Consider the following 23,123-nt stretch of genomic DNA (forward strand, 5'->3'; position numbering starts at 1 on the left):
TCTGGTGGAAATAGGTCATTGGATTCAGCAGGGGCAATTTGTATAATGAAGACACACTATGTATGGAGCGAGGGATTACTGTGAGAGGCAAGCTGCGAGCTAGAATTAGCACCATGATCCTTCTGATTCCACTCAGTTTACTAACTATAAGCTGCAGCTCTCAGCCGGATACACAAGGTGATGATGCGGCATCAAATAAGCTCAGAATTACGTTCTGGTCACCATTTAGCGGTGGAGACGGCCAATTTATGGCTGAATTAATTCAGCAGTATAACAATGAGAACAAAGATCATGTCAAAATTGATCAAATTAATAATAATTCAGGTGATTATTATACCAAGCTGTCAACAGCGATTGTGACAGAAGAAGCGCCTGATATCGCAATTGTCCATTCGGCCAAATATTCGCAGTATGCTCCGGCTGGATTTTTAACGGACTTGAATACGCTTGCTTCAGAAGCGGGCGTGAACTGGCAAGATTTTAACCAGACGATATTGAAAAGTACGGTTGCCGACGAGAAACATTACGGAATTCCGCTCGATACCCATCTGGAAGTGATGTACTATAACAAGGCTTGGCTTAAACAAGCAGGCCTTCTAGATGAGAAAGAGAAGCCAGTACTGATGAATGGCGAGGATGGGTTCCTGCAATTTTTACAAAAAATAAAACAACATGTACCCGCAACTGTTACGCCATTGGCTGAACCTAATGTACGTATCGACTCATTTTGGCTATGGTACTCCTTTTATAGTCAGATGAATGTAGATGGTGGGCGATTTTATACAGACGACGAGAAGGAAGCGGCCATTGATAATGCTTCTGCGCTTAAATCTCTGAATTTTGTTAATACCCTATATTCGCAGGGGTTCATTATTCCAAATATTAATGATTCTGTACAAACCTTTTCGAAGGGCAACGCCGCTTTGTTAATTACGGGTGTTTGGGCTACGGGCACGTTTGAGAAAATTCCGGACCTTAACTTCGGTGTTACGAAAATACCGCAAATATACGATCATCCCGCTGCTTGGGGGGATTCCCATACCTTTTCCTTGCCTTATCACGAAAAACCGGATAAGAAGAAGCAAATCGCAGCGCTCAAATTTGCGAATTGGGTTGCGGCGCACGGCGCTAGCTGGGCGAAAGCCGGCCACATTCCAGCGGTGAAACAAGCGGTTCAATCGCCGGAGTTTCAGAGCTTAAAATACCGTCCGGACTATGCAAGCTCCGCTGACGATGTGAAATATTTTCCGAATCACCCTAGACAGGGGAAAATGAATGAAGAGATCGTTCGCGAATTTGAAAAGATGATGGTGGGGCAATCCACCCCGCAAGAGGTGCTGCGTAATGCGCAAAGGATTATTAACACGAATATTCAAATACAGCAGAATACAGCTCCAGACTAAAAAGCAGTGGATCCAGAATCTTCCGATCGTCACCAAATTAATCGTTATCAGCTTTATCCTCATAGCCGTTCCGCTGGGGATAGCCAGTTATTTGACGTTTACGAGTTATTCGGCTTCGATTCAGAAAAACACAGGAAAATATCAAATGGACGTTGTGAAAGAGCTTATGGCTAACATTGATACGTACATGAATGAGCTTAATCTTTTATCCTTAATGCCATATCAATCCCAGGATATTGTGAGATATTTAGAGTCGAATAAGGGGACGGAAACGACAATCTCGTTTGATGATCGCGTAACCGTTGAAGATTTCGCCAAGCGTGTGTATGCCAATGGACGTGTAGATATTTCGGGATTAACCCTGTATCGCTTATCGGGCGGCACTTATACGGCGATGTTAGAGGAGCAAGCGAATTATTCTCTGAAAAAGGTTGAAAATGAACCTTGGTACCCCAAGGTTTCCACGACAGGGAAGGTTGTCTATATCGGCACGTACAACAAGAATGCGTATGATACGACGAATCAGGTATACTCTTTTGCGAGGAAAATACGCAGTGTAGATACCGGAAGAGTGCTGGGCTATCTCGTTTTGGATGTGGATAAAAATATCATTCGCAACAAAATCGAAACGATTTCCAATGACAAGAAAAACATTATGATTGTCGACAGCGAAGGGGCGCTCATATATAAAAGCGCTGACTCTTGGGTAGATTTGGACAAAGTGCAGCAATATCAGGGGACGGGCACAGTTATTTATAAGCAAGGTCAAGATACAGAGCTGTTATCCTACTATACTTCGCTGAATACCGGATGGACGATGATTGAGATGGTGCCGCTCGCGTCTTTGCTCCAGGACACAGTGAATGTGAGGAATTACATCATTCTGATTGGCGTCGTTTGCTTGCTGCTGGCTGTCATTTTGTTTACAGCCTTAGCTTTTCGTATCACAAATCCGATTGGCGAACTGCGAAATCTCATGAAAAAAGTGGTTCTTGGCGATTTGGACGTTTCGATTCCCATTCGAAGCCGGGATGAAATCGGTCAGTTAAGCCAATCTTTTAACCTCATGGTTTCGAAGCTCAGTGATCTAGGCTACCGGCTTTACGAATCGGAAATCAGAGAGAAGAATGCGCAAATATCTGCGCTGCAAAGCCAGATCAATCCCCATTTTTTGTACAATACGCTGGGCTCCATTAGCATGTATGCTGAAATTCAAGGCAATCGCGAAGTTGTCAAAATGACAAATAATTTAAGCAAGCTGCTCCGTTACAGCATCAATAGCCACAAAAGCCAAGTACCGCTGAACATGGAATTGGAGCACGTGAAGGGTTACATGGCTATCCAGCAGATCCGCTTCGAGGATAAAATACAATTTCGTGTCGATATCGAGCCTGAATTGCTTGTCTATTCGGTGATTCGTTTCATCTTACAGCCGATCGTCGAGAACAGTATTGTGCACGGTTTTGAAAAAGGAAGCGGGTACGGAACAATCACGCTCACCGGGAAGAAGCAAGATGACACGATGGTCATTATCATTCAGGATGATGGTGCGGGGATGAGTGAAAGCCGGCTGCAGCAAGTGCTTCAGAAACAATTTGATTTTACCCCAAACGAAGAGGGAACAGGCGGGCACGGATTAATGAACGTGCATCGGAGGATTGTGCTTCGTTATGGCCATCCATACGGCATGAAGATTGAAAGCCTATTACACCGAGGAACGACGATTATTCTCACATTACCACTCATCGCAGATGAACTTGAAGGGGGCAAACTGGATGCCTAAGCTCCTTATCGTGGATGATGAAACTATTTTCCGCAAAGGCATTGGTTTAATGATTGCTGATATGCAGTCGGAATGGTCGGTTATTGACGAAGCCAAAGATGGCGTGGAAGCTTTAGAGAAAATTGAAGCCTTGCAGCCGGATCTGATTATTACGGATATTAAAATGCCTCGCATGGACGGCATTCAGCTGCAGTACATTGTGAAAGAGAGATATCCGCATATTTCCTGTGTGGTGATGAGTGGCTATGACGATTTTCAGTACGCACGTGAATCGCTTAAATTAGGGGCGAAGGACTACTTGATGAAGCCTTTCGAACGTGCGGAGCTTTATACTTTATTGGAAAAGCTTCAGGTTGAAATCGCGCTTGAGAAGGAACAATTGACTACGAACAAGAAAGACAAGCAAGTTCAGAATCAAATGCTCCAGCATGTGCTGGCCGGACTGTTGACAGGAAGCATTCCTCATGGAGAAACAGAGTTGCTCGATAATGTCGGCGTACAGTTTCTGCTTCCCTGCATTAGCTGCTTGGTAGCCAAGCTGGACCGTGATTCCGTCACGGATGAAAGGTATTACCAGTTAAATCCATCATTATTTTCTGTGTATATTCAGCAGTTTATCCAGGAGAGCATCGAAAAACCGCTGCTTGGTTATGTGTTTATTTTAAATGAGAATGAAGTAGTCGCGCTTATTAATCACGATGATACATCGGCTTCCTTTGCTGACATCGAGAAATTAACGAATCAAATCCGTAAGGGGATTCGGGGACAGTCCAATTTTACGATCTCATTCGGGCTCGGAAGTCCTGTGAAAGATTTGGAGTCAATCTCCAAGTCCTACAAGGAAGCGGGTTTGGCTCTGCTCTATCGTTTAGTTATTGGCGGGGATCGCCTTCTTTCCAGTGACACAATTGCAGAAATGACAATGGAAAAGCTTGAATGGCACACTGCCGATTGGAATTTACTCAATCAGTATGTCCAAGAGGGCGATTTGGCGAATGTGCATCTTCAAGCCGATCAATTCGTTACCAAGCTATGTCAGCAATGGAGAGATCCCGAGCTGATTCATGAGCAAATTTGCAAAATGCTGCTGCATTTTTACGAGCTGGCCGTGAATTTAACCGTGGTGAAGATGTGGCTGCAAGGTACGGATATGAAGCAGGTATTAATGGAGATTTATTCGATTTCGTCCAGCAAAGAGTTAAGTGAGCGCTGCCAGAAGCTGCTGGGGGATTTGAGTGTGTGCATGGTGAACCGTAAAAAGAAATTCGTGACTAGCCCTGTTGAATTGGTGGTCCGGTATGTGGAAGAGCATTATGCGGAATCCATTACCCTGAATATGATGGCGGAGCTCGTCTATCTCAACCCTTCTTATTTGAGTTCTTTGTTTAAAAGCAAGCAAGGCCAGTCCTTTATCGATTTCTTAACGGAAAAACGGATCGAGAAAGCGAAAGCTATGCTGCTTCACTCAGATGAGAAAATTCAGGTTATCTCGGATTCTACAGGTTTTACGAACATTCGCCATTTCAACCGCGTATTCAAAACGCTTACGAATCGAACGCCGACGGAGTACCGGGAGGGTAGACAAACGAGCTGACAAACGGCTAATCAAAGTGCGAGGGAATTATTTTGCTGGGGCATACTAATGGAAAATGTCCGGCAGGAGGGATTCCGCTTGCAAAGGAAACGCGTTGTAGTGATAGCTTTCTTGTTGACTCTGATCACCGGTTGCTTCTATCGCGCAAACCCTTCTGCTCCCAAGGAAGCGCAGCCAGAAGTTAAACAAGAACTGATAGATGTTAAACAGTATGCTAAACCCGAAGCTAAACCCGAAGCTAAGCGAGATCAGCCACCGACTGTAACGGTACCGACGATTCCACCGGTTGTTTCGGAGCCTAGGGTAAGTAAAGTCACATTGGGAGCTATCGGGGACGTTCTCATCCACAGCGAAATATACCAAGATGCGAAGCAAAAGGACGGCACGTACAACTTTTTCAAAATGTTTGAAGATGTGCAGAGTTATCTGCGTATGCCTGATATTTTGGTAGCAAATCAGGAGACGATGATTGGGGGGAAGGAGCTGCGACTTTCCGGTTATCCGTCATTCAATAGTCCGCAGGAAGTTGGGGATGCCCTCAAGGCGGCTGGGGTGGATCTTGTTACAGTGGCTAATAATCATACGCTGGATCGTGGGGAAAAAGTGATTCAAAGCGCTCTGTCGTACTGGGATCGTCTTGGCATTCCATATACCGGAGCATTCAAATCAAAGGAAGATCAGAAGCATATGCGTACGATGGTCAAAAATAACATCACGTTTTCGTTTCTGAGCTACGCCTATGGCACGAATGGCATCCCCCATCCGAAAGGGAAAGCGTATTTGGTTAATCGAATCGATACCGCTCAGATTGCGCAAGAGGTCGAACAAGCCAAGCGTATATCTGACGTTGTTGTGGTGGCTATGCATTGGGGAACAGAGTACGAAACTTTACCGAATGAGAGTCAAATGGCGCTGGCTCAAAAGTTGGCGGACTACGGTGTTCATATCGTCATTGGGAATCATCCGCATGTTTTGCAGCCTCCTGCTTGGGTATCAGGCATTAATGGGCACAAAACGCTGGTTTTATACTCGTTAGGCAATTTCATATCCGCCCAAGGCGGAGTTGCCAAGCGAGTAGGCGGAATGGCGACGATTGACGTCGTCAAGACGACAGGGAAAGAGAAGACCGTTACGCTGAAACATCCGTCCTTTCTTCCGACATTTACCTCTTACCAAAATATGACGCAGTTCAAGGTGCTCCCGGTGAATCAAGCTGTTCCTGTGCAAATTAGGAACGGTACGATTCAGTTTGATCCTATTAAGCAACATATGAGAACATACATGCAGGAGCTTCACTTTATCGGCACGGAATAAAATACCCCTCGAACAGGTGCCGAGGGGTATTTGCTGCTGTTAGTTGCTCGGCATTACGAGAGACTTTCGTCATCCTCGCTGCTTGCAGATGATTGCGTCGTACGTGCTTCGGCTAATTGTGCATGCGCCGCGTCCAGCTGCTCCTGCGCACCTTGAATCACCTGACGGCGGTTATTGTTGGCAGTCTGGGCTACGTTCAGATTGTGCAGGGCATCCGCCACGGCATTGTGAGCTTGGATTTCTGCATTTTGTTGTTGATCGGATTGTTGATCTGACATGGAGGAACCTCCTAATTGTTGGAATTTTTCTTCGTTAATATGCCCAAGAACGCAGGATTCATTCACGCAGCGATAGAAAATGTCGTGTGGAAGGAGGCGGAAGAGTTGAATATCAAAAGTGTGAACCATTTTCTTTTTTCGGTTACGGATTTGGATAAGTCAATTTCATTTTATCAAGAAGTGTTTGGTGCCAAGCTGTTGGTCAAGGGGAGAAACTTGGCTTACTTTGACTTAAGTGGCATATGGTTAGCGTTGAATGTAGAGAAAGAAATCCCTCGGAATGAGATTCGATATTCTTATACCCATATGGCTTTTACAGTAGATGAGGCGGATTTCGATGCTGTGGTGGAAAAGCTGAAGCATCTAGGAGTTAATATACTTCCTGGGCGCGAGAGAGATGAACAGGATAAGCGTTCTGTCTACTTCACCGATCCGGACGGGCATAAATTCGAATTCCATACCGGCAGCCTGGAAGACCGGTTAGCCTACTATAGGAAAGAGAAGCCGCATATGGAATTTTATGAGGATGATGATGATGCCAAATAATACGGACTGATCTTGCTAAGCTTTAATGGGGTTAACGCCGATTACTCCCTCTATTTCCAGCGGATAATCCATTTTTAGCCATCTAAATGGATTATCTACCGCTATTATCGCCAAATGTGGCTTTATCGGGTTACGGCAGCGAAATTAGGTGGAGCTTGTCCTGTTAATCCGTTCCATGCCGCTAAGAAGCACGGATTAACGTGAGTTTTTCCATCTATTTCGGGAACAATCTGGTGCATAAACATAAAAAGAGGCTGCCATCGGGCAGCCTCTTTGCTGTCTAATTCTTAATCCTGCGAATCGCTATTAGAAGAAGAGGATGAATTGGATTGGAATACTTCTGCCGCTTCCTCTGCGGAGAATTCTGTATCCTCTTGACCAGGAACCGGTAATTTATTTAGTTCGGTAGTCTGTACTTGCGCTTTGGATGCTTGATTGGATTGATTTTGATTTGGCATAGTGACACCTCCTTTGCTCAATAAACAACAAAGAGTAGTATGTCAAAGTTTGGAACTTTCTATACGGATTGTGTGGACATAAAAGAATAAATCAAATCTTGAATGTTAACGAACCGACGCTCTTTCGAGAGCATGTGGTGCACTAGCCGTTTCAATGGGGTTCGTTCCTCGTAATAAGGTGGGGCATATTTTCGAATGTGAATATACGGAAATTCGAGAAAAGGGTGGTAATAAAATGAGGCCAAATCATCCTCACCGTATTGATTCACTTGATCCATAATCCTTGTGACGTCCTGCTCTACGGCATCACCTCTGACAAACCCCAGTGGCGTTGGGACGTAATAGGTTCTTCCAACGATCGAAGCGGCTATTTGATAGGTCACTTGGCGATTGGTAGGGTCATGGGGATTGTCTTCGTACATTAACCATGAGCATGATTCTATAATCGTACGCTGCACCTCCGAAGCTGCATAGTGTGGAGTTTCAAACCAATCGGGACGAAGGCCAGCGGCTTGAAAGGCGGATAAGGCCATATGAAATCTGCCATACGCATAGGACCTCTGAATATGCAGACTGTCAGAAAGGGAAGACCTCGGGTCATCCGGCGGGCAATCCTTGAGGCAGTCCGGATATGCGAATTCATAGCCCTCGCCGCTGATGGATTGCCCATATTGATGGGTGTACCCGTGAATACCTAGTGAAGCCCCGCGAGTTCGCAATGCTTGTAACGTTTCAACAAATCTCACGGAAGTGGCGTCAAACGGATTGCTGATGGTGCAGTCATATTGCAGATTCGGATTGATGTATCGGGGAATGACGGCCACATGAAAAGGGATCTTTTGCATATATAAATAATCCGCAACGGCACGTAACTTCATTTGGTTTTCTGTTTTTTCGTAATAACCGCCTGGTCCGACATCTTCAAGCCGCAGTAATGCTTTCACGGTGAAATCCCTCCGCAACGAGTAAGTTGGATACTTCCAATACCATTGTATGTGTAAGTCTTCTGTTTCATTTCGATGAATATATGGGATGGAATCGACGGGGGAAAATGTCGAAATTTGTCCGAAAAAGAAGAATCCTAGCAAAGAGGAAAGATGGTTAAGGTAAGCGGTTTCAATTTTTATTAAAATAGTGTAAACTCCTTTTATATCATAAGGTTAACCGCTTTCCCTTATTTTACGAATTATTAATAAAAAACGTGTTGTAATTTGTTTGTTTTTAACTATAATAGGAAATATGAAGAGCGTTAAACCGGTTTAATTAAACCGCTTTAATGATTAGAAAGTGAATGCTAATTTTAATTGCATAAAGGAGGTGGAAGGATGGCTACCATTGATGATGTTGCCAAGCTTGCGGGTGTTTCCAAAGGAACAGTTTCGAGCGTTTTCAGCAAAAAGAGACCGATTTCTCAACCGGTAACGGATCGAGTACTTTCGGTAGCCAAAGAACTGGGATATTTCCCGAATCATATTGCCAGAAGTTTGGCAATTAAGAAGACGATGATTGTTGGACTCAAGATGCCGATTTCTAAAGAGGGCTCGACGACGCAATTTGAAATTCAAATGCTGAATGGGGTCATCAAGGAATGTACGAAGCATGGGTATCGTATTCTGCTAGACACGCTTCCAGAGCATGAAGATCTTACACAATTTTCAAGCGATCCTGTCGATGGTGTTATTATGTTGAATCCACGTAAGCACGATCAACGCATTGAGCGATTCGAGCAGATGAGAATTCCGTTAGTGCTCGTAGGCAGACCTGACCCCTTGGAGAGTTCAATCAGCTATGTAGATAATGACAATGAGCAGCTTGCCTACGAGGTTGGCAGCTACTTATTGACGCAAGGCCACCGTTCTATTTTATTTTTAAATGCATCAGCGAACATGACGGTTTCAGCCGATCGTGTAAATGGTCTTCGGAAGGCATATGAAGAGCGTGGAGTTTCTTATGATAACGTCCATGTTATGAACTTTGTCCGTCAGCAGCATGCGACACCGATGGATTACGGTTACATGTCTATCTTGGAAATGCATGAACAGATTCCTTTCACAGCGGTTGTGTCGGATACAGACAGAGTTGCATTAGGGATTCTGCGGGCCACCCGTGAACTCGGTATCCATGTTCCAAGAGATCTTTCGATTGTGGCATTAAGCAACGATGTGAGACTAGCCGAAGAGATGTCGCCGAAATTGACTTCCGTTGAGCTTTCTGCGGAAACGCTGGGAGCAGAGGCAGGACGTATTTTGATTCAAAAAATGAAAGATCCGTCAACGGTGGAACAACTTATCGTGGACGCACAGCTCATTGTACGCGAGTCTACCCGAAGTTTATAAGGATTAGACGCCATGAAGAATGGATCATTGTCTATCGTGAAAGCGCTTTATTAACGTTTCGTAAAGGTTAATCCTATAACAACGCATATAACGGAGGGGTACTATGAAGGCCAAAAAAGCGAAAGTCGTTACGTCGATGATGGCGGCTCTGCTTGTCGGAAGTTTAGCAGCGGGTTGTACATCTAACAGCAGCACAGGAACTGAAGCTCCGAAAGCATCCGATCAGCCGAAGACGGAAGGGAATAAGGAAGAGCGTTCTTTGCGAATGATGTCCGGTGTTGTTGGCGGTAAAACACCAGAAGAGAATGTCCTGTTTGAGAAAGAAATCGAACGCTTGACAGGCATCAAAGTTAAGATGGAAAAGCCGGCTTCCGATTATAATCAGAAGCTGATGGCGGCTGTTTCCTCCGGCGAGAAATACGACCTCCTGCAAGTAAGCAAAGAGTTGATGAACACGCTGACTGAGCAAGGTATTCTCATGCCTTTAACAGATCAAGTGAAAGGGTCAAAAACACTTCAAGATCCTGAAGTTTTGCCAACGTCGGAGTGGGATCAAGTGAAAACCAAGGACGGCAAGATCTACGGCGTCTTCAGTAAATTCCAAGGTGGAACGATGCCGATCGTTCGTGCGGACTGGCTCAAAAAGCTCAATCTGCCTGAACCGAAAACGTTTGATGACTACTACAAGGTTCTGAAAGCATTCACGGAGCAAGATCCCGATGGCAACGGGAAAAAGGATACATACGGATTAAGCACTGCTGGTATGTATGAACTGCAAGGTTTCTTCAGCGGAGCCGGCTTGAAACAACGTTACGTGGAGAAGGACGGCAAGCTGGACGTTCCTTATTCAACAGACGCAGCCATTCCGGTCTATGAATGGTTGAACAAATTGTACAAAGAAGGTATTTTGGACCCTAACTTTGCTACGAACGATACAGGTAAAATGCGGAATCTATTCCTTGCGGACCGTGTCGGGATGATTACTTACTGGGATGCTTGGGTTGGCATGCTGAACAATACAAGAAAAATTGCCGATGCGAATACCGCATTTGAAGCGAAGGGCCTTCCAGGAATCGCCGGAGCTGACGGGAAATATATGCTGCGCCGTGGAGATCCGGACGTTTGGGTTATTCCAGTGAATGCGCAACATCCAAAAACAGCTTTTGAATTCATAGAGTGGTGGCACTCCAAAGATGGCATTGTTTTGGGCAGCATGGGTATCAAAGATACGGACTACACGGAAAATGGCGGGAAATACGAGCTTACACAAACAGGGAAAGATCATGCTATGGATCACGGCGTACCTTTCTGGTATAACAAAAAATTCCCGAATCCATTCGGTTTACTTCCAGGCGTGAAAGAAGCGCAGGATCTTGTTTTGAAAAATGCAACGTTAGAGCTGACGCCACCGAAATGGGCCGATGCTGAGAAAATTATTAATGAATATTCCTTCAAAGCGATTCTTGGCGAAATGCCGGCTGCGGATGCCGTGAAGAAAATGCGTGAACAATTAAAATCAGCGAAATTGATCGACTAGTTCATATGGGCAGGGGAGTATGCGCGACATACTCCCCTTACAATTAACGGCAAGGTGGTGACTTCGTTTGAAAGTTGTATGGAAATTCAAAGCCCTGTACTTAATGATGCTTCCAATCATGGCTTATTTTCTTGTGTTCTCTTATTATCCGCTCGTTCGCGGTTTTATCATTTCCTTCCAAGAGTTCCGATTGATTGGAAACCGGCCTTTTATCGGATTTGATAACTATATTACCGTGCTTAAGGATCATGCTTTCTGGGAAATGCTGCAAAACACTCTGCTGCTAGGCGGAGGCATGCTGGTGATCGGTTTTATCATGCCAATTCTGCTTGCGTTGTCGCTTAATGAGATTCTACAGGCATGGTTTAAAAAAGTGGTTCAGATGATTGTTTACATCCCCCATTTGTTCTCTTGGGTTGTCGTAGGCGGGATGTGGATTCTTATGCTTTCTCCGGACACCGGTATTGTGAATGCGATTCTCAAGCTGGTTGGAGCAGAAAAACCGATTACTTTTATGGCCAGTGCGGATTCTGCCCGTTGGGTCATGGTGCTTACTTCGGTGTGGAAAGAGATGGGCTTTATCTGCATCCTCTATCTAGCGACGATTGTAGCCATTAATCCAGCATTATATGAAGCAGCAAGAATGGATGGAGCGAACCGCTGGCAGCTTGTTCGTTATGTAACACTGCCATCGCTGGTGTCAACGATGAAAGTTGTTATTATGCTGAATGTGCTTAGCATTTTGCGTATTTTTGATCAAATCATCGTGATGCGCAACGGTGCCATTGCCAAGAAAGTGGACGTCATCATGATGTACACGTACCAAAAAGGGATTCTGGAATTTAAAGTCGGTTTAGCAACATCAGCAGGATTTTTAGTGATTTTCGCGACATTGCTCATTACGTTTGTGACCCGAGCGATCATTCGCTATGATGAGGGGTGAAGGGATCTCCATGAAAACAAACAATCTGCCTACAAGCTGGGGAAGCCGGTTATTCGATGGAGTTAATTTATTATTTTTATTCATTTTACTGGCTACCATGCTTATTCCGTTATTGAATACGTTCGCACTGGCTTTCTCATCCAATTTTGCTTCCATGCAGCCAGGTATCATTTTATTTCCAAAACAATTCAGTGTTGAGGGCTTCACGACGGTTTGGAATCGCATGCAATTGTATACGCCGTTCCTGAATAATGTGATTGTCACGCTTGTAGGGACAGTATGTCATGTGCTGCTGTGCTCGATGGCTGGCTATGTATTGATCCAAAGAGGGTTGCCCGGGAAAAAGTTTATGGTTTCCGCTATTCTCCTTACAATGACGATTCCAGGCGAGGCGATCATGATCCCCGTTTATGTGGTGAACAAAGAGCTTGGCTTGTTAAATTCTTTAACGGCATTAATTATGTCGGGCTTAGTTTCCGGCTTCAGTATTTTACTTATGCGTAATTTCTTCCTGTCCGTACCTGTGGAAATGTCGGAGTCTGCGACGATGGACGGAGCAGGAGCATTTCGTATTTTTATTACCATGTACATCCCATTAGCTGCTGCTGGACTTGCGACGGTGACGCTTTTCGAGTTCGTTAGCCGTTGGAACCAATTCACGCCAGCGCTTTTATTTATTAGCGATCATGCGAAATATACGTTGCAAATCGCCTTGAAATCCTTAATTGTAGATACTGATTCTACATCCAGCAACTTTATTGTCACGACGAATGTAAGGATGGCAGGGATTGTGATTGCACTTCTCCCTCTCGTTATTATTTATCCCTATGTGCAGAAATATTTCGTCAAAGGCATTTTGGTTGGTGCTAACAAAGAGTAACATATATGAAAAAGGAGCGTGGAGTTCGTCATGTCGCAGACAAGCCGAAGAAAACAAGTCACGACTTACCGCAGAGAGATTCATCACAGTGAGGAAAGTACATATGTAGAAGTTCCTTTCGAAATGCCTGAAAAGGTGGAAGAGATTCATGTGCAATTTGTCGTTCAATCTCACGGTGATGCAAAGCCTGTCATTGATCTTGGCGTCAGAGACAGCCATAAAGTGCGAGGCTGGAGCGGAGGGGCTCGCTCCGAGTTTATGATCGGACTAGAGAAGGCGACTCCCGGTTATTTGCCTGGCGAACTGCAAGCCGGGGACTGGGCCGTTCTTCATAACGCCTATAAGGTTCCTGAAGAAGGTTGTGAAGTTACGATCACCATCACGTTCTTTTTTCATACAGCACGCTGGCTTAAAGGGGATTTGCACACGCACAGTGTAAACAGCGACGGCTCTTATACGCTGGAGGAAAATGCGGCGATCATGGAGCAGCTAGGTTGCGATTTCATTGCGATGACGGATCATAATGCGGTTAGCCAAAATTATTCGTATCCTCGAAATACGCCTGTCGTCATGATTCCGGGCATGGAGTTTACGACCAATTTTGGGCATAGCAATTTTCTTGGCGTTTTAGAGCCTATTGATGATTTTCGGGTCAAGAATCAAGAGGATGTTAATCTTCGACTGGCAACGGCACGTGAGCGTGGGGCGAAAATTGTCCTTAACCACCCCCATTGCGATTATTGCCCGTGGGAGTGGGATTTGAATACGGATCACGACTGGTGGGAAGTCTGGAATGGCCCATGGACAGCTCGCAATGAGCGGGCGCTGGCTTGGTGGCAGGAGCAACTCGCATCAGGCAGGAAGCTTGTTGCAACTGGCGGCAGTGATGTTCACCGACCTGAACGTTATGTCAAACATGCCATGCCGTGTACATGGGTTTATGCCGAAACGAAAACGGTGAATGGCATTCTTCAAGGGATCGATAAAGGGCATGTGGTGATTAGTTATTCACCGGAAGGCCCTTTTGGGCAGCTAACTTGTGGTGACTATATGACAGGCGATACCGTATCAAATGACGTGTCTGACAACGTACTAATCATGGTTGAACACATTCGTGAAGGTGACCAAATCAAACTCATTAGTGAACATGGCGTAGAGTTAACGGAAGTTTGCTCTTCAACAGGATCATGGGAACTTGCGGTTGAGCAAAAGGGCAGAGCTTTTTACCGCGTTGAAGTATGGCGTCATTTTGAGGAAGTCGATCTTACCTTAATGGCGATGTTGACGAATCCAATCTATTTTCAGAGGTGAGTGTAGATGACCTATACCGTAATGACATTTAATTTAAGATACAACAATCCAGGGGATGGACAGAACGCTTGGCCGAACCGGATAGACCGGGTTGCGGAAATGATTCATACGCATGTACCACTTATTGTCGGAACACAGGAAGGCTATTACGATATGTTGAATGACCTGCAACCAAAATTAGCCGAGTATGCGTGGATTGGCGAAGGCCGTTTTGGCGCTCGCGAGAATGAACATTGCGCTATTTTCTACAAGCAAGAGGAGCTGGCTCTTCAGCAGCATGGACAGTTTTGGTTGTCAGAAACGCCGGAAGTGACCGCTTCCATTTCGTGGAACAGCGGTTTCCCTCGTGTTTGTACGTGGGCTATTTTCGAACATAAGAAAACGGGAGAGCGTTTCATCGTATACAACACGCATCTTGATCATCAAAGCCAGCAAGCCAGAGATCTTGGCACGAAGGTAATCTGGAAATACATCGACGCTCATCATAAGGAACATGCACTTCCCGTGATTCTGATGGGAGATTTCAATAGCCGCCCTGCGGATTTACCGATTCGTTTCCTGCGCGGAGAAACCGATCTAGATGGCGAGCAATCCTGGCTAAAAGATGCCTATACCCAGTTGCCTGGTCCGATTGGATGGACAGCACATGATTTTCAAGGCGGCGAAGTAGGGGAGCCTATCGATTATATTTTTGTATCGCCGGATGTAGCCGTGATTCGAGCGCTTGTAGATCGAAGAGAAATTGGCGGGGGTTATCCATCCGATCATTACCCGGTCATTGCTCAGATTAACCTCTAAAAAGAACAACTAGATGACAGTCAGAAGGAGATAGAGGAATGACACTTGAGAAGATTTATGTCGTTTTTAAAACGCATTTTGACATTGGTTTCACAGGACTAGTGTCAGACGTTGTGGGGCGTTATCGCACCGAAATGCTGAAGGATGTTATCGAGATTTGTGATCAAACCCATACGAATGATGAGAATGAAAAATACGTTTGGACCATGTCTGCTTGGCCGCTGCTTCAATCCTTGAAAGGCAGTCAAGAGGAAGAGAAGCAGAAGGCGCTTGCCTATCTGGAGAATCGACAGCTGATTTGGCATAAGCTTCCTTATACGACACATACGGAATTTTGCGGCTTAGAGGAATGGATTCGAGGGATGTATGTATCTGAAGGACTTACTAACCTCTATGGATACGATCCGAAGGATGCCAAAATGACGGATGTACCCGGGCATACCTGGGTCGTGCCGTCGCTCCTTAAAAAAGCAGGCGTGGAGTTTCTGCATCTCGGCTGTAATCCGGCTACTACACCGCCCGACGTTCCTCCGGTGTTTTACTGGGAGGGCCCCGATGGCGAGCGTTTGTTGACGTTTTATTCCAAAGGGTCCTATGGGACGGGCATTTTGCCGCCGGAAGAGTGGACGCATCCCGTGTGGCTTGCGATGATTCAGACCAGCGATAATCACGGGCCGCATGACGCGAGCATTATTGAAGAAATGAAAGCCTCCATTCGTGAAAGCGGTTCAAACGCAGAGCTGCATATCGGCAGCTTGGGCGACTTTGCAGCGGATTTCCTAGCGCGGAATCCGGAAATACCGGTTATTCGCGGAGATATGGCCGATTCCTGGATCCATGGGGTTGGGACTGCGCCGCGCGAGGTGGCAAGGGTAAGAGCGCTAAGAAACCAAGTTACAGCAGTGGAAAGCGCGGTGGCTGTGAATCATTTTGAAGGTGCAAATCAAGCGTCTGAGAAGAGAGTAAAAGCCTCCATCGATGAAAGCTATGAGCACACGCTGCTGTTTGGTGAGCATACGTGGGGGATGGATTGCAAGACATTCCTTTTTCCGAGAGTTGCTTACGATAAGAAGTCATTCCTGCAGTTAAAGCAGAGCGAACGCTATCAACGTATGGAACAGTCCTGGGCTGAACAGGTTGATTATTTGAACAAAGCAGAGAGCTCTTTGCAAGAAGCAAAAGCGGAATTGACTAGTGGGCAATGGACAGATAATCAGGCGACTAAGGTGCTGCGAGTCCATTCTAATTTGGGTTGGAGCCGTACAGCCAAAACCTGGATTCAAGAAAGCGATCTTCCTGCTGCTGATGAAGTACTAGTCGATGCGGAAACGGGTGAAGCAATTGCCTTAGAGCGCTCCGAGGGTGGCGCAGAAGCTTATATATCCGGCTTGCCTGCGCTTGGCTATAAGACTCTGAAGTATGCGAAGAAAGACGATCAGACTCTTCTCGTCGAAAATAAAGGAAAAGCGCAAGTTTATTTAACGGAGACGCAGGCTGTTATTGAGAATCCTTTTATCATCGTAAAAGTAGATCGAAACACGGGCTGGATTCAAAGCCTCTGGGATAAAAAGCTCCGGAAGGAATGGATTGACGATCGCGCGGAAGCCGGTTTTGGTCAATATAAGTACGATATTTATTCCAATAAAGAGATCACGCGCTATTTGAAGAAGTACGCCTATCGCTTTTACGATTGGGGTGTACATGACTTTGGTAAAACCGATTATCCGGAACAGCAGAAAAGGCTCACGTTTACTACGCAAGCTGCGGATATTCAAATCTGGGAAAATGGCGGTTCCGTTGGCCTTACTTGCAAAGCAGCTACAGACATTGAAACTTCGACGGAGTATGGCAACGCGAATTCTATCGAGTGGACATTCTCGTTGACCGAAGATTCTCCGTATCTGGATGTTGCCTACAAGCTGCATGCCAAACAGGAAACCCCGCTGGCAGAATCGGGGCATATCGTGTTCCCTCTGAAGCTGGAACGCCCGCAATACAGCATCAATAAGCTGGGCTCAGTCGTGAATCCGCTCACGGATACGATTCGCTCATCGAGCACACTGCTTCATTGTTGTGAGCATTTTGTCGATATTTCCAATGGATTCGCGGGAATGGCGATCATTCCGCTCGATTCGCCGCTCTTTTTTATCGGGAAAAATGGCATGTGGGACTTCGAGCATGCGTATAAACCGGAGAAGCCAGAGCTGCATTTCAATGTATTCAACAATTGGTGGGGGACGAATTTCCCGCAATGGAGCGGCGGCGACTTGCATTATCGTTTTCGTTTGGTCCCTCATGCCGGTGATTGGCGAGAAGGAGAAGTTTGGAAAGTCGCACAGGAGACGATGTCGCAGACGGTTACGATTGCAGCGCCTGCAGATGAGCTCCAACCCATGCAAGATATCCTTCCAGCGGGGCTGGACGGGATGGCCGTTAGCTGCTGGAAAGTTGCAGAAAATGGGGAAGGCTGCATCCTGCGTATTCGTGAATGCACAGGCGTTCGAAGAGAAGTTGAGATTGTTCTCCCGGAGCAGGTCAAAGAAGTCCGCGTTACGAATCTCCTGGAACGCGATCAAGGCAACGTACCATTAAACAATCATCGTCTTCGATTGATAACGAAACCTTTCGAAGTTCATACATTTAGAATTATCAATTAATTGCTATTCTCACATTTACAGCTCGGCGGTTCTTATCGTATGATAAAGCCAATATGGATTGTCAGTGATAGGAACGTTTATTGAGAGGGGCAAGGAATGAAACCGACCATCTACGATGTTGCCCAAGCCGCCGGGGTGTCCATCGCTACCGTCTCCAAAGTTATTAACGCCACGGGCCGAATTAGCGATAAGACGCGGAAGCACGTACATAGCGTAATGGAGCAGCTGAAATACCAGCCAAGTATGGTAGCGGCAGCGTTAACGGGGAAAAGCACTTACACAATCGGACTTACGCTCCCCGACTTGGCGAATCCTTTCTTCGCCGAGATAGCCCGGTCTGTCGAAGATCGGGGGCATGAGCATGGTTTTAACGTGTTTATCTGTAACACCGATAACGATCCGGACAAAGAAGTGAAATATTTATCGCTGCTCTCACAGAAGCGAGTGGACGGAATCATCTCCGCGACTCGAATTCAGAATGATCAGTTTCTGAAAAAGCTGATCCAGCAAAACATTCCGATTGCTCTAATTACGGGCGAAATGCCAACGCTTGCCGTGGATACGGTCATGGTCGACGACTATCTTGGAGGTTTCCAGGCGGGCAACCATCTATTAGAATTAGGTCATAAGCGAATTGCCATCCTCGTAGAGGATATGGATAATATGAGTAACCGGGAGCGAATCAGAGGCTGTAAGCAAGCATTGAGCATCGCCGGTTTGCATGTCGAGGAACGGTTGATCGCTACAGGCGGCTTTTCTGTAGAGACCGGCCAGCAGGCGATGGCCCAACTGCTACAGCTGGAAGACAAGCCTTCGGCCGTGTTCGCTTGCAACGATCTGTTAGCCATCGGCGCCATTCGCGCGGCGAGAGTGGCGGGCATGCAGCTGCCAAACGAGCTATCGGTCGTCGGTTTCGATAATACGATTCTAGCAACTTTGATCGATCCTCCCCTTACCACTATCGCTCAACCGATTCAAGAAATTGGACGCAGGGCGGTTGATCTGTTAGTAGAGGAGATTAAAGGAGAGAAAGTGCTTAAACAGCGGGTTGTTTTGCTGCCGGAGCTTGTTTTACGGAACTCATCTACGTCTTACAATGAGCAATAAATCAGGCCGTTCTACCTTTTTATGTGAAAGGTTTAAAAAGGTAGGATGGTCTGCATTTTTGACATTGGGTTAAGCGCTTACCCTAATATTGCCCATTTGGGCAAGGTGCTATTATCTAGAAGGAGGTTATAGGATGAAAACTTTGTTGATTGCAGAAGGAACCGTAACACCGAGCTGTTCGAAAAGCCATATTACTTATACGCTTCATCTGCCAAGAGATTGCCATGAACTTCATGTAAAGTTCGCTTATGATCCGAAAAAGCTGGAGGATGAGGCTCAAGCGGAAGCGTTGATTCGCGAAGGGCTTAACCAATACATCTTGGAAGAACATAGGGCTTCCTACAACTGGCGGGAGTTTCTACCTTTGCAGAATTTATTGACATTATCCTTCGATGATGAGCATGGTTTTCGAGGCGCGGGTCATCGCCATGATCCTGTCCAGCACCTTACGGTTACTACTACGGAGGCATCTCCCGGATTTACGCCGGGTGTTTTCCCGAGGGGGCAATTGAAGATCATGATTAATGTTCATTGTGTTGTAACTGAGGAATGCCGCTATCGCTTGCAGGTATGGGATGGAGGTGAAGACGCATGAAGCAATGGCTGCCATTTGAGCTGCACTGTCATACCTTTCACAGTGACGGCAAGCAATCCCTGCTAGAGCTAGCTGAAGCAGCCAGAGAATTAGGGCTGCGGGGAGTCGCGCTAACAGATCATAACACGATGACAGGTCTCTCGAATCGTGATGAGGTCGTGGCCGCAACAGGGGTCGAGGTAATCCCGGGATTGGAATGGACCACTTTCTTCGGTCACATGCTGACACTCGGATTGTCCGAGTATGTTGACTGGCGAAATTTAAGCCCGTTTCACATCCATAGAGGCATAGATGGTGTTCATCGCCAAGGCGGGCTTGTCGGGCTAGCGCATCCTTTCCGTGTCGGCAGTCCAATGTGCACAGGATGCTACTGGGAATTCGAGGTTTCGGACTGGAACGAGATCGACTATATTGAGGTATGGTCGGGATTATTTCCTTCGATTCGGAGAAATAATGCACGCGCATTCGGTATGTGGACGGATCTGCTCAATCAGGGCTATCAGATTGCCGCGACCAGCGGCAGAGATTGGCATGTATCCGATCCGGTTTCAGAGCCGATTTCGGCGACTTATTTAGGTCTTAACGATTCGCTTGTGGCAAGCTCAGGTATTGTCGCAGCAGCGCTTGATGCGTTGAAGCGCGGAGCGGTCGCGGTTTCCATGGGGCCGATGCCGCAGCTCCGCGTAGGTCAAGCCGGCAGTGAAGGTGCGGATATCGGCGATAGGTTTCCAGTCAAGCCGGGTGATCTGACGGAAGTCACGATTGGCGTCGATTTTACAGCAAGAGAGGGCCACTGGGAGCTTCCGGATCATCCATTAGAGATGAAACTGGTTAGCAACAAGGGGGAACTTGCCGTATTAAAACTGACGCGAGACCAATCCCAACTGACAACAGAGCTTGATTTAACGGGCGTAACGTGGATGCGAGCGGAGATGTCAGGTGTTTTTTGCAGCGTTAATACGTTAATCGGATTTACGAATGCGATTTATCTCACAGAAGGGAAGTGAGTCCTAATGACGGGAACTATGGGTATCTGGACGATCAGTCATAGTGAGCTGCTATTGCGCATGGTTTTGGCCGTTATTATGGGAGGCGCAGTTGGCATTGAAAGAGAATGGCATAATCACGCCGCAGGATTCCGAACGCATATCCTCGTCTGCTTGGGCTCAACGACAATCATGCTGCTTTCGATCTATGGGTTCTCTCAATTTGCCAATGAACCGAATGTGCGGTTGGATCCCGCACGCCTTGCAGCCCAGGTCATCAGTGGAATTGGCTTTATAGGTGCCGGCGCAATTCTGCGCAATGGTTCGACCATCAGCGGTTTGACGACTGCGGCATCCATTTGGGTCGTCGCTGGCATAGGTTTATGCGTAGGTGCCGGTTTTCTCTACGCAGCTGTTTTCTCCACCATGCTCCTGCTGATCTCTCTTTTTGCCCTTAATAAGTGGGAAAAGTACGTCATGCGTAACCGAAGAAATCATGAGATGACCATTAAAACCCTTGATAATCCTACCGCGCTTGGTCAAATTGCTACGGCGCTCAGTAACGAGGGCATCCAAATTGTAAATGTTAAAATGATGCGAAAAGACGCTGCTGCAAATACTGGAGACGCCTCAACCCTCCAGCTACAATTTGTCTTGAACGTGCAGAATCCAGTCAAACTTATGGAAGCCATGGAAAAAGTACATACCTTGGATTTTGTTATTTGGACTGAGTCCGGAGGAAAATCATTGGATATCACGTATCAAGGAGTCAGACAAGTACATTAAAGAGGAGAATAAAATAGATGAATTCATTTCCACGAATGACAGCCCACACCGGCTGTATGGGCACACCGGATAATACACTCAAATCCATCGAAGCCGGATTAAGTTGCGGAGCCGATATCCTGGAAGAAGATGTTCTCGTTACCGCTGACGGGATTCTTGTTCTTTCCCACGATGATAACGTTCATTTGGCAGACGGTACGGAATGCTGGATCTCTCAAATGAGTTATGAACAACTGCATAAATTAGAGGTTAAAGCCCATAACGGGGCTCCTGGCGAAACCATGCGCATCCTTCCTTTGGACGCTTTGCTTCCTTACCTGCAGAAGTCTGGTGTGCGGATGAATTTGGACCTTAAATCAGATGCTTGTGTAGAGCCCATATCGGCATGGATTGAACAGAATCAACTTCTAGAACAGGCTTTCTTGTCCGGCTGCGAGAAAGACCGTGCCCAGCTTGTTCAGCGTGTAAATCCGCGTCTACGCAAGCTGTTAAACGTCGATCCTGCTGTATTTATGACAGATGCTCCTTATATGGAGGTTGCTCATCAAATTTGTAAAGATGCCTCAGCCTCGGCCTGTTTCGGGCTTAATTTGAACTATCGCGTGGTTGCACCTGAACTGCTGCCAATCACAGCGGAGTATGGGCTGGATGTCTGCATTTGGACGGTCAATGAGGTAGAAGAGATAAAGCATTTTATTCAAATGGGGGTTCACTCGATTACCACACGCAACATTGCTACCCTCGTCCAAATAAAAACGGATCAGCAGATATAGAAAAAGAAAACCTCCCAAACCACAGTCGTGGTAAAGGAGGTTTTTTACTTGTTCTTCATGACCTGAATCATGTTAAGGAGATGGGTTCTTCCAGAATGGACTTTAAGGGTTGTCCTTCTTTGTAATACAAATGAGGGGACAATAGAATAAAAAAGATATGAACATCGCCATAGCCATGCGCGGCTAGCAGGTTATTCATCTCTTGCGCAATGCGGTCATGCATTTCCTGATCTCTTGGAAACATGAGAATTTCGAGCGATTGCGGTGAATTGCTAAGCTGTTCTACGAGTAGAAGCTCGATTTTCACCTTTTGCGGCAAGACGCCGGTTATCTTTGAAAACTCCTGCACCACGCTAGTTGAGATCGAAGAAACAAAGTCCTTCTGAAATCCTTTGAAACGGAGAAACGGCATGCTGATTCCTTCTTTGCATAGTTGTTAGCGAATTTAATCATTCTATTGAAAACTAAACATAAAAACAAAACCTATTTTAGATGAAATCATTCTCAGATCTCGATAGGTCGTGTGAACGATCTTGTACACTTAATCGTATTATAGATGTTCAGATAAGTTTAGGAAAGTAATTGGCTGAATGAAAAAAAATGAAGCTCGGAGGTAATCCTATGCCAAGAACCGTTGAATATACGAGTGACAGCCTCATTCTGCATCTATCAGGATTAACAAGCGCTGCCGCGTTAAAACGTCAAGTCGATATCCCTTTCAAAAACATTAAGAAAGTGTCGATTGAAGATTTCCAACTATCCATGTTTCAATTCCGGGTGGGTACTTCGGTAGCCGACATTCGAGAAGGACGTTTTTTGATTGGGAATAGATGGTGCTTCATTTCTTACGAAAATCACAAGGATGTCGTCGTCCTTGAACTGGAGGATCATGAATTTGGCAAAGTTGTGTTTCAGATCGATCATCCGGAGGAAATCAAGCAGCGTATTTTGGAGCAATCGGTGAAATCATAATTGAAAAAGGAGAGATTTCAAAGGAATGGATATTCCTTGAACTCTCTTTTTAGTAAGTAAACCTGA

Annotated in this window: 22 protein-coding genes; 18 read left to right on the top strand and 4 right to left on the bottom strand. The window is 46.0% G+C overall.

All coding sequences use genetic code 11. From position 1 onward, the window contains the following. Positions 1-62 precede the first annotated feature (62 nt). The 4 genes from RQP52_RS04785 to RQP52_RS04800 all read left to right on the top strand — a co-directional run bounded on the left by RQP52_RS04785 (position 63) and on the right by RQP52_RS04800 (position 6,094). Positions 63-1,403 carry an ABC transporter substrate-binding protein gene (locus RQP52_RS04785; protein ID WP_315949776.1) on the top strand — a complete coding sequence of 447 codons (1,341 nt, stop codon included), beginning with the start codon at positions 63-65 and terminating at the stop codon, positions 1,401-1,403. Next, the gene (locus RQP52_RS04790) at positions 1,345-3,186 is read left to right on the top strand and encodes a cache domain-containing sensor histidine kinase (protein WP_315949777.1); all 1,842 of its coding nucleotides are present in this window, start codon (positions 1,345-1,347) and stop codon (positions 3,184-3,186) included. Before RQP52_RS04785 ends, RQP52_RS04790 begins: the two co-directional genes overlap by 59 nt. Beyond that, entirely contained in the window at positions 3,179-4,780 is a 1,602-nt protein-coding gene (locus RQP52_RS04795; protein WP_315949778.1) for a response regulator, read from the top strand. Before RQP52_RS04790 ends, RQP52_RS04795 begins: the two co-directional genes overlap by 8 nt. A 78-nt stretch (positions 4,781-4,858) precedes the next feature. Then, complete coding sequence (locus tag RQP52_RS04800; RefSeq protein ID WP_315949779.1) at positions 4,859-6,094, top strand: CapA family protein; 1,236 nt, start codon at positions 4,859-4,861, stop codon at positions 6,092-6,094. Positions 6,095-6,147: 53 nt separating this feature from the next. Here the strand turns inward: RQP52_RS04800 and RQP52_RS04805 are convergent, their stop codons facing one another. Then, on the bottom strand, positions 6,148-6,372 hold the full coding sequence (locus tag RQP52_RS04805) for a hypothetical protein (protein ID WP_315949780.1): 225 nt from the start codon (positions 6,370-6,372) through the stop codon (positions 6,148-6,150). Positions 6,373-6,477: 105 nt separating this feature from the next. Here RQP52_RS04805 and fosB point away from each other — a divergent pair, with 105 nt between their 5' ends. Beyond that, on the top strand, positions 6,478-6,918 hold the full coding sequence (fosB, locus tag RQP52_RS04810) for a metallothiol transferase FosB (protein ID WP_315950385.1): 441 nt from the start codon (positions 6,478-6,480) through the stop codon (positions 6,916-6,918). Positions 6,919-7,205: 287 nt separating this feature from the next. On the opposite strand, the gene RQP52_RS04815 is transcribed toward fosB, so the two are convergent. Together RQP52_RS04815 and RQP52_RS04820 are read right to left on the bottom strand one after the other, a co-directional pair. Next, positions 7,206-7,376, bottom strand: coding sequence for a hypothetical protein (locus RQP52_RS04815; protein ID WP_164819672.1), 171 nt, complete (start codon positions 7,374-7,376; stop codon positions 7,206-7,208). 59 nt (positions 7,377-7,435) lie between these two features. Beyond that, on the bottom strand, positions 7,436-8,320 hold the full coding sequence (locus tag RQP52_RS04820) for a DUF2334 domain-containing protein (RefSeq protein WP_315949781.1): 885 nt from the start codon (positions 8,318-8,320) through the stop codon (positions 7,436-7,438). A gap of 381 nt (positions 8,321-8,701) precedes the next feature. Between RQP52_RS04820 and RQP52_RS04825 the strand changes: the two genes are divergently transcribed. The 12 genes from RQP52_RS04825 to RQP52_RS04880 all read left to right on the top strand — a co-directional run bounded on the left by RQP52_RS04825 (position 8,702) and on the right by RQP52_RS04880 (position 22,085). Beyond that, the gene (locus RQP52_RS04825) at positions 8,702-9,712 is read left to right on the top strand and encodes a LacI family DNA-binding transcriptional regulator (RefSeq protein ID WP_315949782.1); all 1,011 of its coding nucleotides are present in this window, start codon (positions 8,702-8,704) and stop codon (positions 9,710-9,712) included. Positions 9,713-9,815: 103 nt separating this feature from the next. After that, positions 9,816-11,249: an extracellular solute-binding protein gene (locus RQP52_RS04830; RefSeq protein ID WP_315949783.1), complete on the top strand. Its 1,434-nt coding sequence runs from the start codon at positions 9,816-9,818 to the stop codon at positions 11,247-11,249. A gap of 67 nt (positions 11,250-11,316) precedes the next feature. After that, positions 11,317-12,192, top strand: coding sequence for an ABC transporter permease subunit (locus tag RQP52_RS04835; RefSeq protein ID WP_315949784.1), 876 nt, complete (start codon positions 11,317-11,319; stop codon positions 12,190-12,192). 10 nt (positions 12,193-12,202) lie between these two features. Further along, positions 12,203-13,072: a carbohydrate ABC transporter permease gene (locus RQP52_RS04840; RefSeq protein ID WP_315949786.1), complete on the top strand. Its 870-nt coding sequence runs from the start codon at positions 12,203-12,205 to the stop codon at positions 13,070-13,072. Between the two features lie 30 nt (positions 13,073-13,102). Further along, on the top strand, positions 13,103-14,383 hold the full coding sequence (locus RQP52_RS04845; RefSeq protein ID WP_315949788.1) for a CehA/McbA family metallohydrolase: 1,281 nt from the start codon (positions 13,103-13,105) through the stop codon (positions 14,381-14,383). A 6-nt stretch (positions 14,384-14,389) separates the two neighbouring features. Next, positions 14,390-15,181 carry an endonuclease/exonuclease/phosphatase family protein gene (locus RQP52_RS04850; protein ID WP_315949790.1) on the top strand — a complete coding sequence of 264 codons (792 nt, stop codon included), beginning with the start codon at positions 14,390-14,392 and terminating at the stop codon, positions 15,179-15,181. Between the two features lie 38 nt (positions 15,182-15,219). After that, on the top strand, positions 15,220-17,838 hold the full coding sequence (locus RQP52_RS04855) for a glycosyl hydrolase-related protein (RefSeq protein WP_315949791.1): 2,619 nt from the start codon (positions 15,220-15,222) through the stop codon (positions 17,836-17,838). Positions 17,839-17,934: 96 nt separating this feature from the next. After that, complete coding sequence (locus RQP52_RS04860) at positions 17,935-18,945, top strand: LacI family DNA-binding transcriptional regulator (RefSeq protein WP_315949792.1); 1,011 nt, start codon at positions 17,935-17,937, stop codon at positions 18,943-18,945. 133 nt (positions 18,946-19,078) lie between these two features. Further along, positions 19,079-19,540 carry a hypothetical protein gene (locus tag RQP52_RS04865; RefSeq protein WP_315949793.1) on the top strand — a complete coding sequence of 154 codons (462 nt, stop codon included), beginning with the start codon at positions 19,079-19,081 and terminating at the stop codon, positions 19,538-19,540. After that, positions 19,537-20,547, top strand: a complete 1,011-nt coding sequence (locus RQP52_RS04870; RefSeq protein ID WP_315949794.1) for a CehA/McbA family metallohydrolase — start codon at positions 19,537-19,539, stop codon at positions 20,545-20,547. Before RQP52_RS04865 ends, RQP52_RS04870 begins: the two co-directional genes overlap by 4 nt. Positions 20,548-20,553: 6 nt before the next feature. Next, entirely contained in the window at positions 20,554-21,312 is a 759-nt protein-coding gene (locus RQP52_RS04875; RefSeq protein ID WP_315949795.1) for an MgtC/SapB family protein, read from the top strand. Between the two features lie 17 nt (positions 21,313-21,329). Continuing rightward, on the top strand, positions 21,330-22,085 hold the full coding sequence (locus tag RQP52_RS04880; protein ID WP_315949796.1) for a glycerophosphodiester phosphodiesterase: 756 nt from the start codon (positions 21,330-21,332) through the stop codon (positions 22,083-22,085). Between the two features lie 67 nt (positions 22,086-22,152). Here the strand turns inward: RQP52_RS04880 and RQP52_RS04885 are convergent, their stop codons facing one another. Then, on the bottom strand, positions 22,153-22,497 hold the full coding sequence (locus RQP52_RS04885) for a DUF1904 family protein (protein WP_315949797.1): 345 nt from the start codon (positions 22,495-22,497) through the stop codon (positions 22,153-22,155). Between the two features lie 209 nt (positions 22,498-22,706). Here RQP52_RS04885 and RQP52_RS04890 point away from each other — a divergent pair, with 209 nt between their 5' ends. Beyond that, positions 22,707-23,057: a hypothetical protein gene (locus tag RQP52_RS04890; RefSeq protein ID WP_315949798.1), complete on the top strand. Its 351-nt coding sequence runs from the start codon at positions 22,707-22,709 to the stop codon at positions 23,055-23,057. The last annotated feature ends 66 nt before the right edge of the window (positions 23,058-23,123 follow it).

This window comes from Paenibacillus violae (assembly GCF_032461945.1).
GTDB classification, from domain to species: Bacteria; Bacillota; Bacilli; order Paenibacillales; family NBRC-103111; genus Paenibacillus_E; species Paenibacillus_E violae.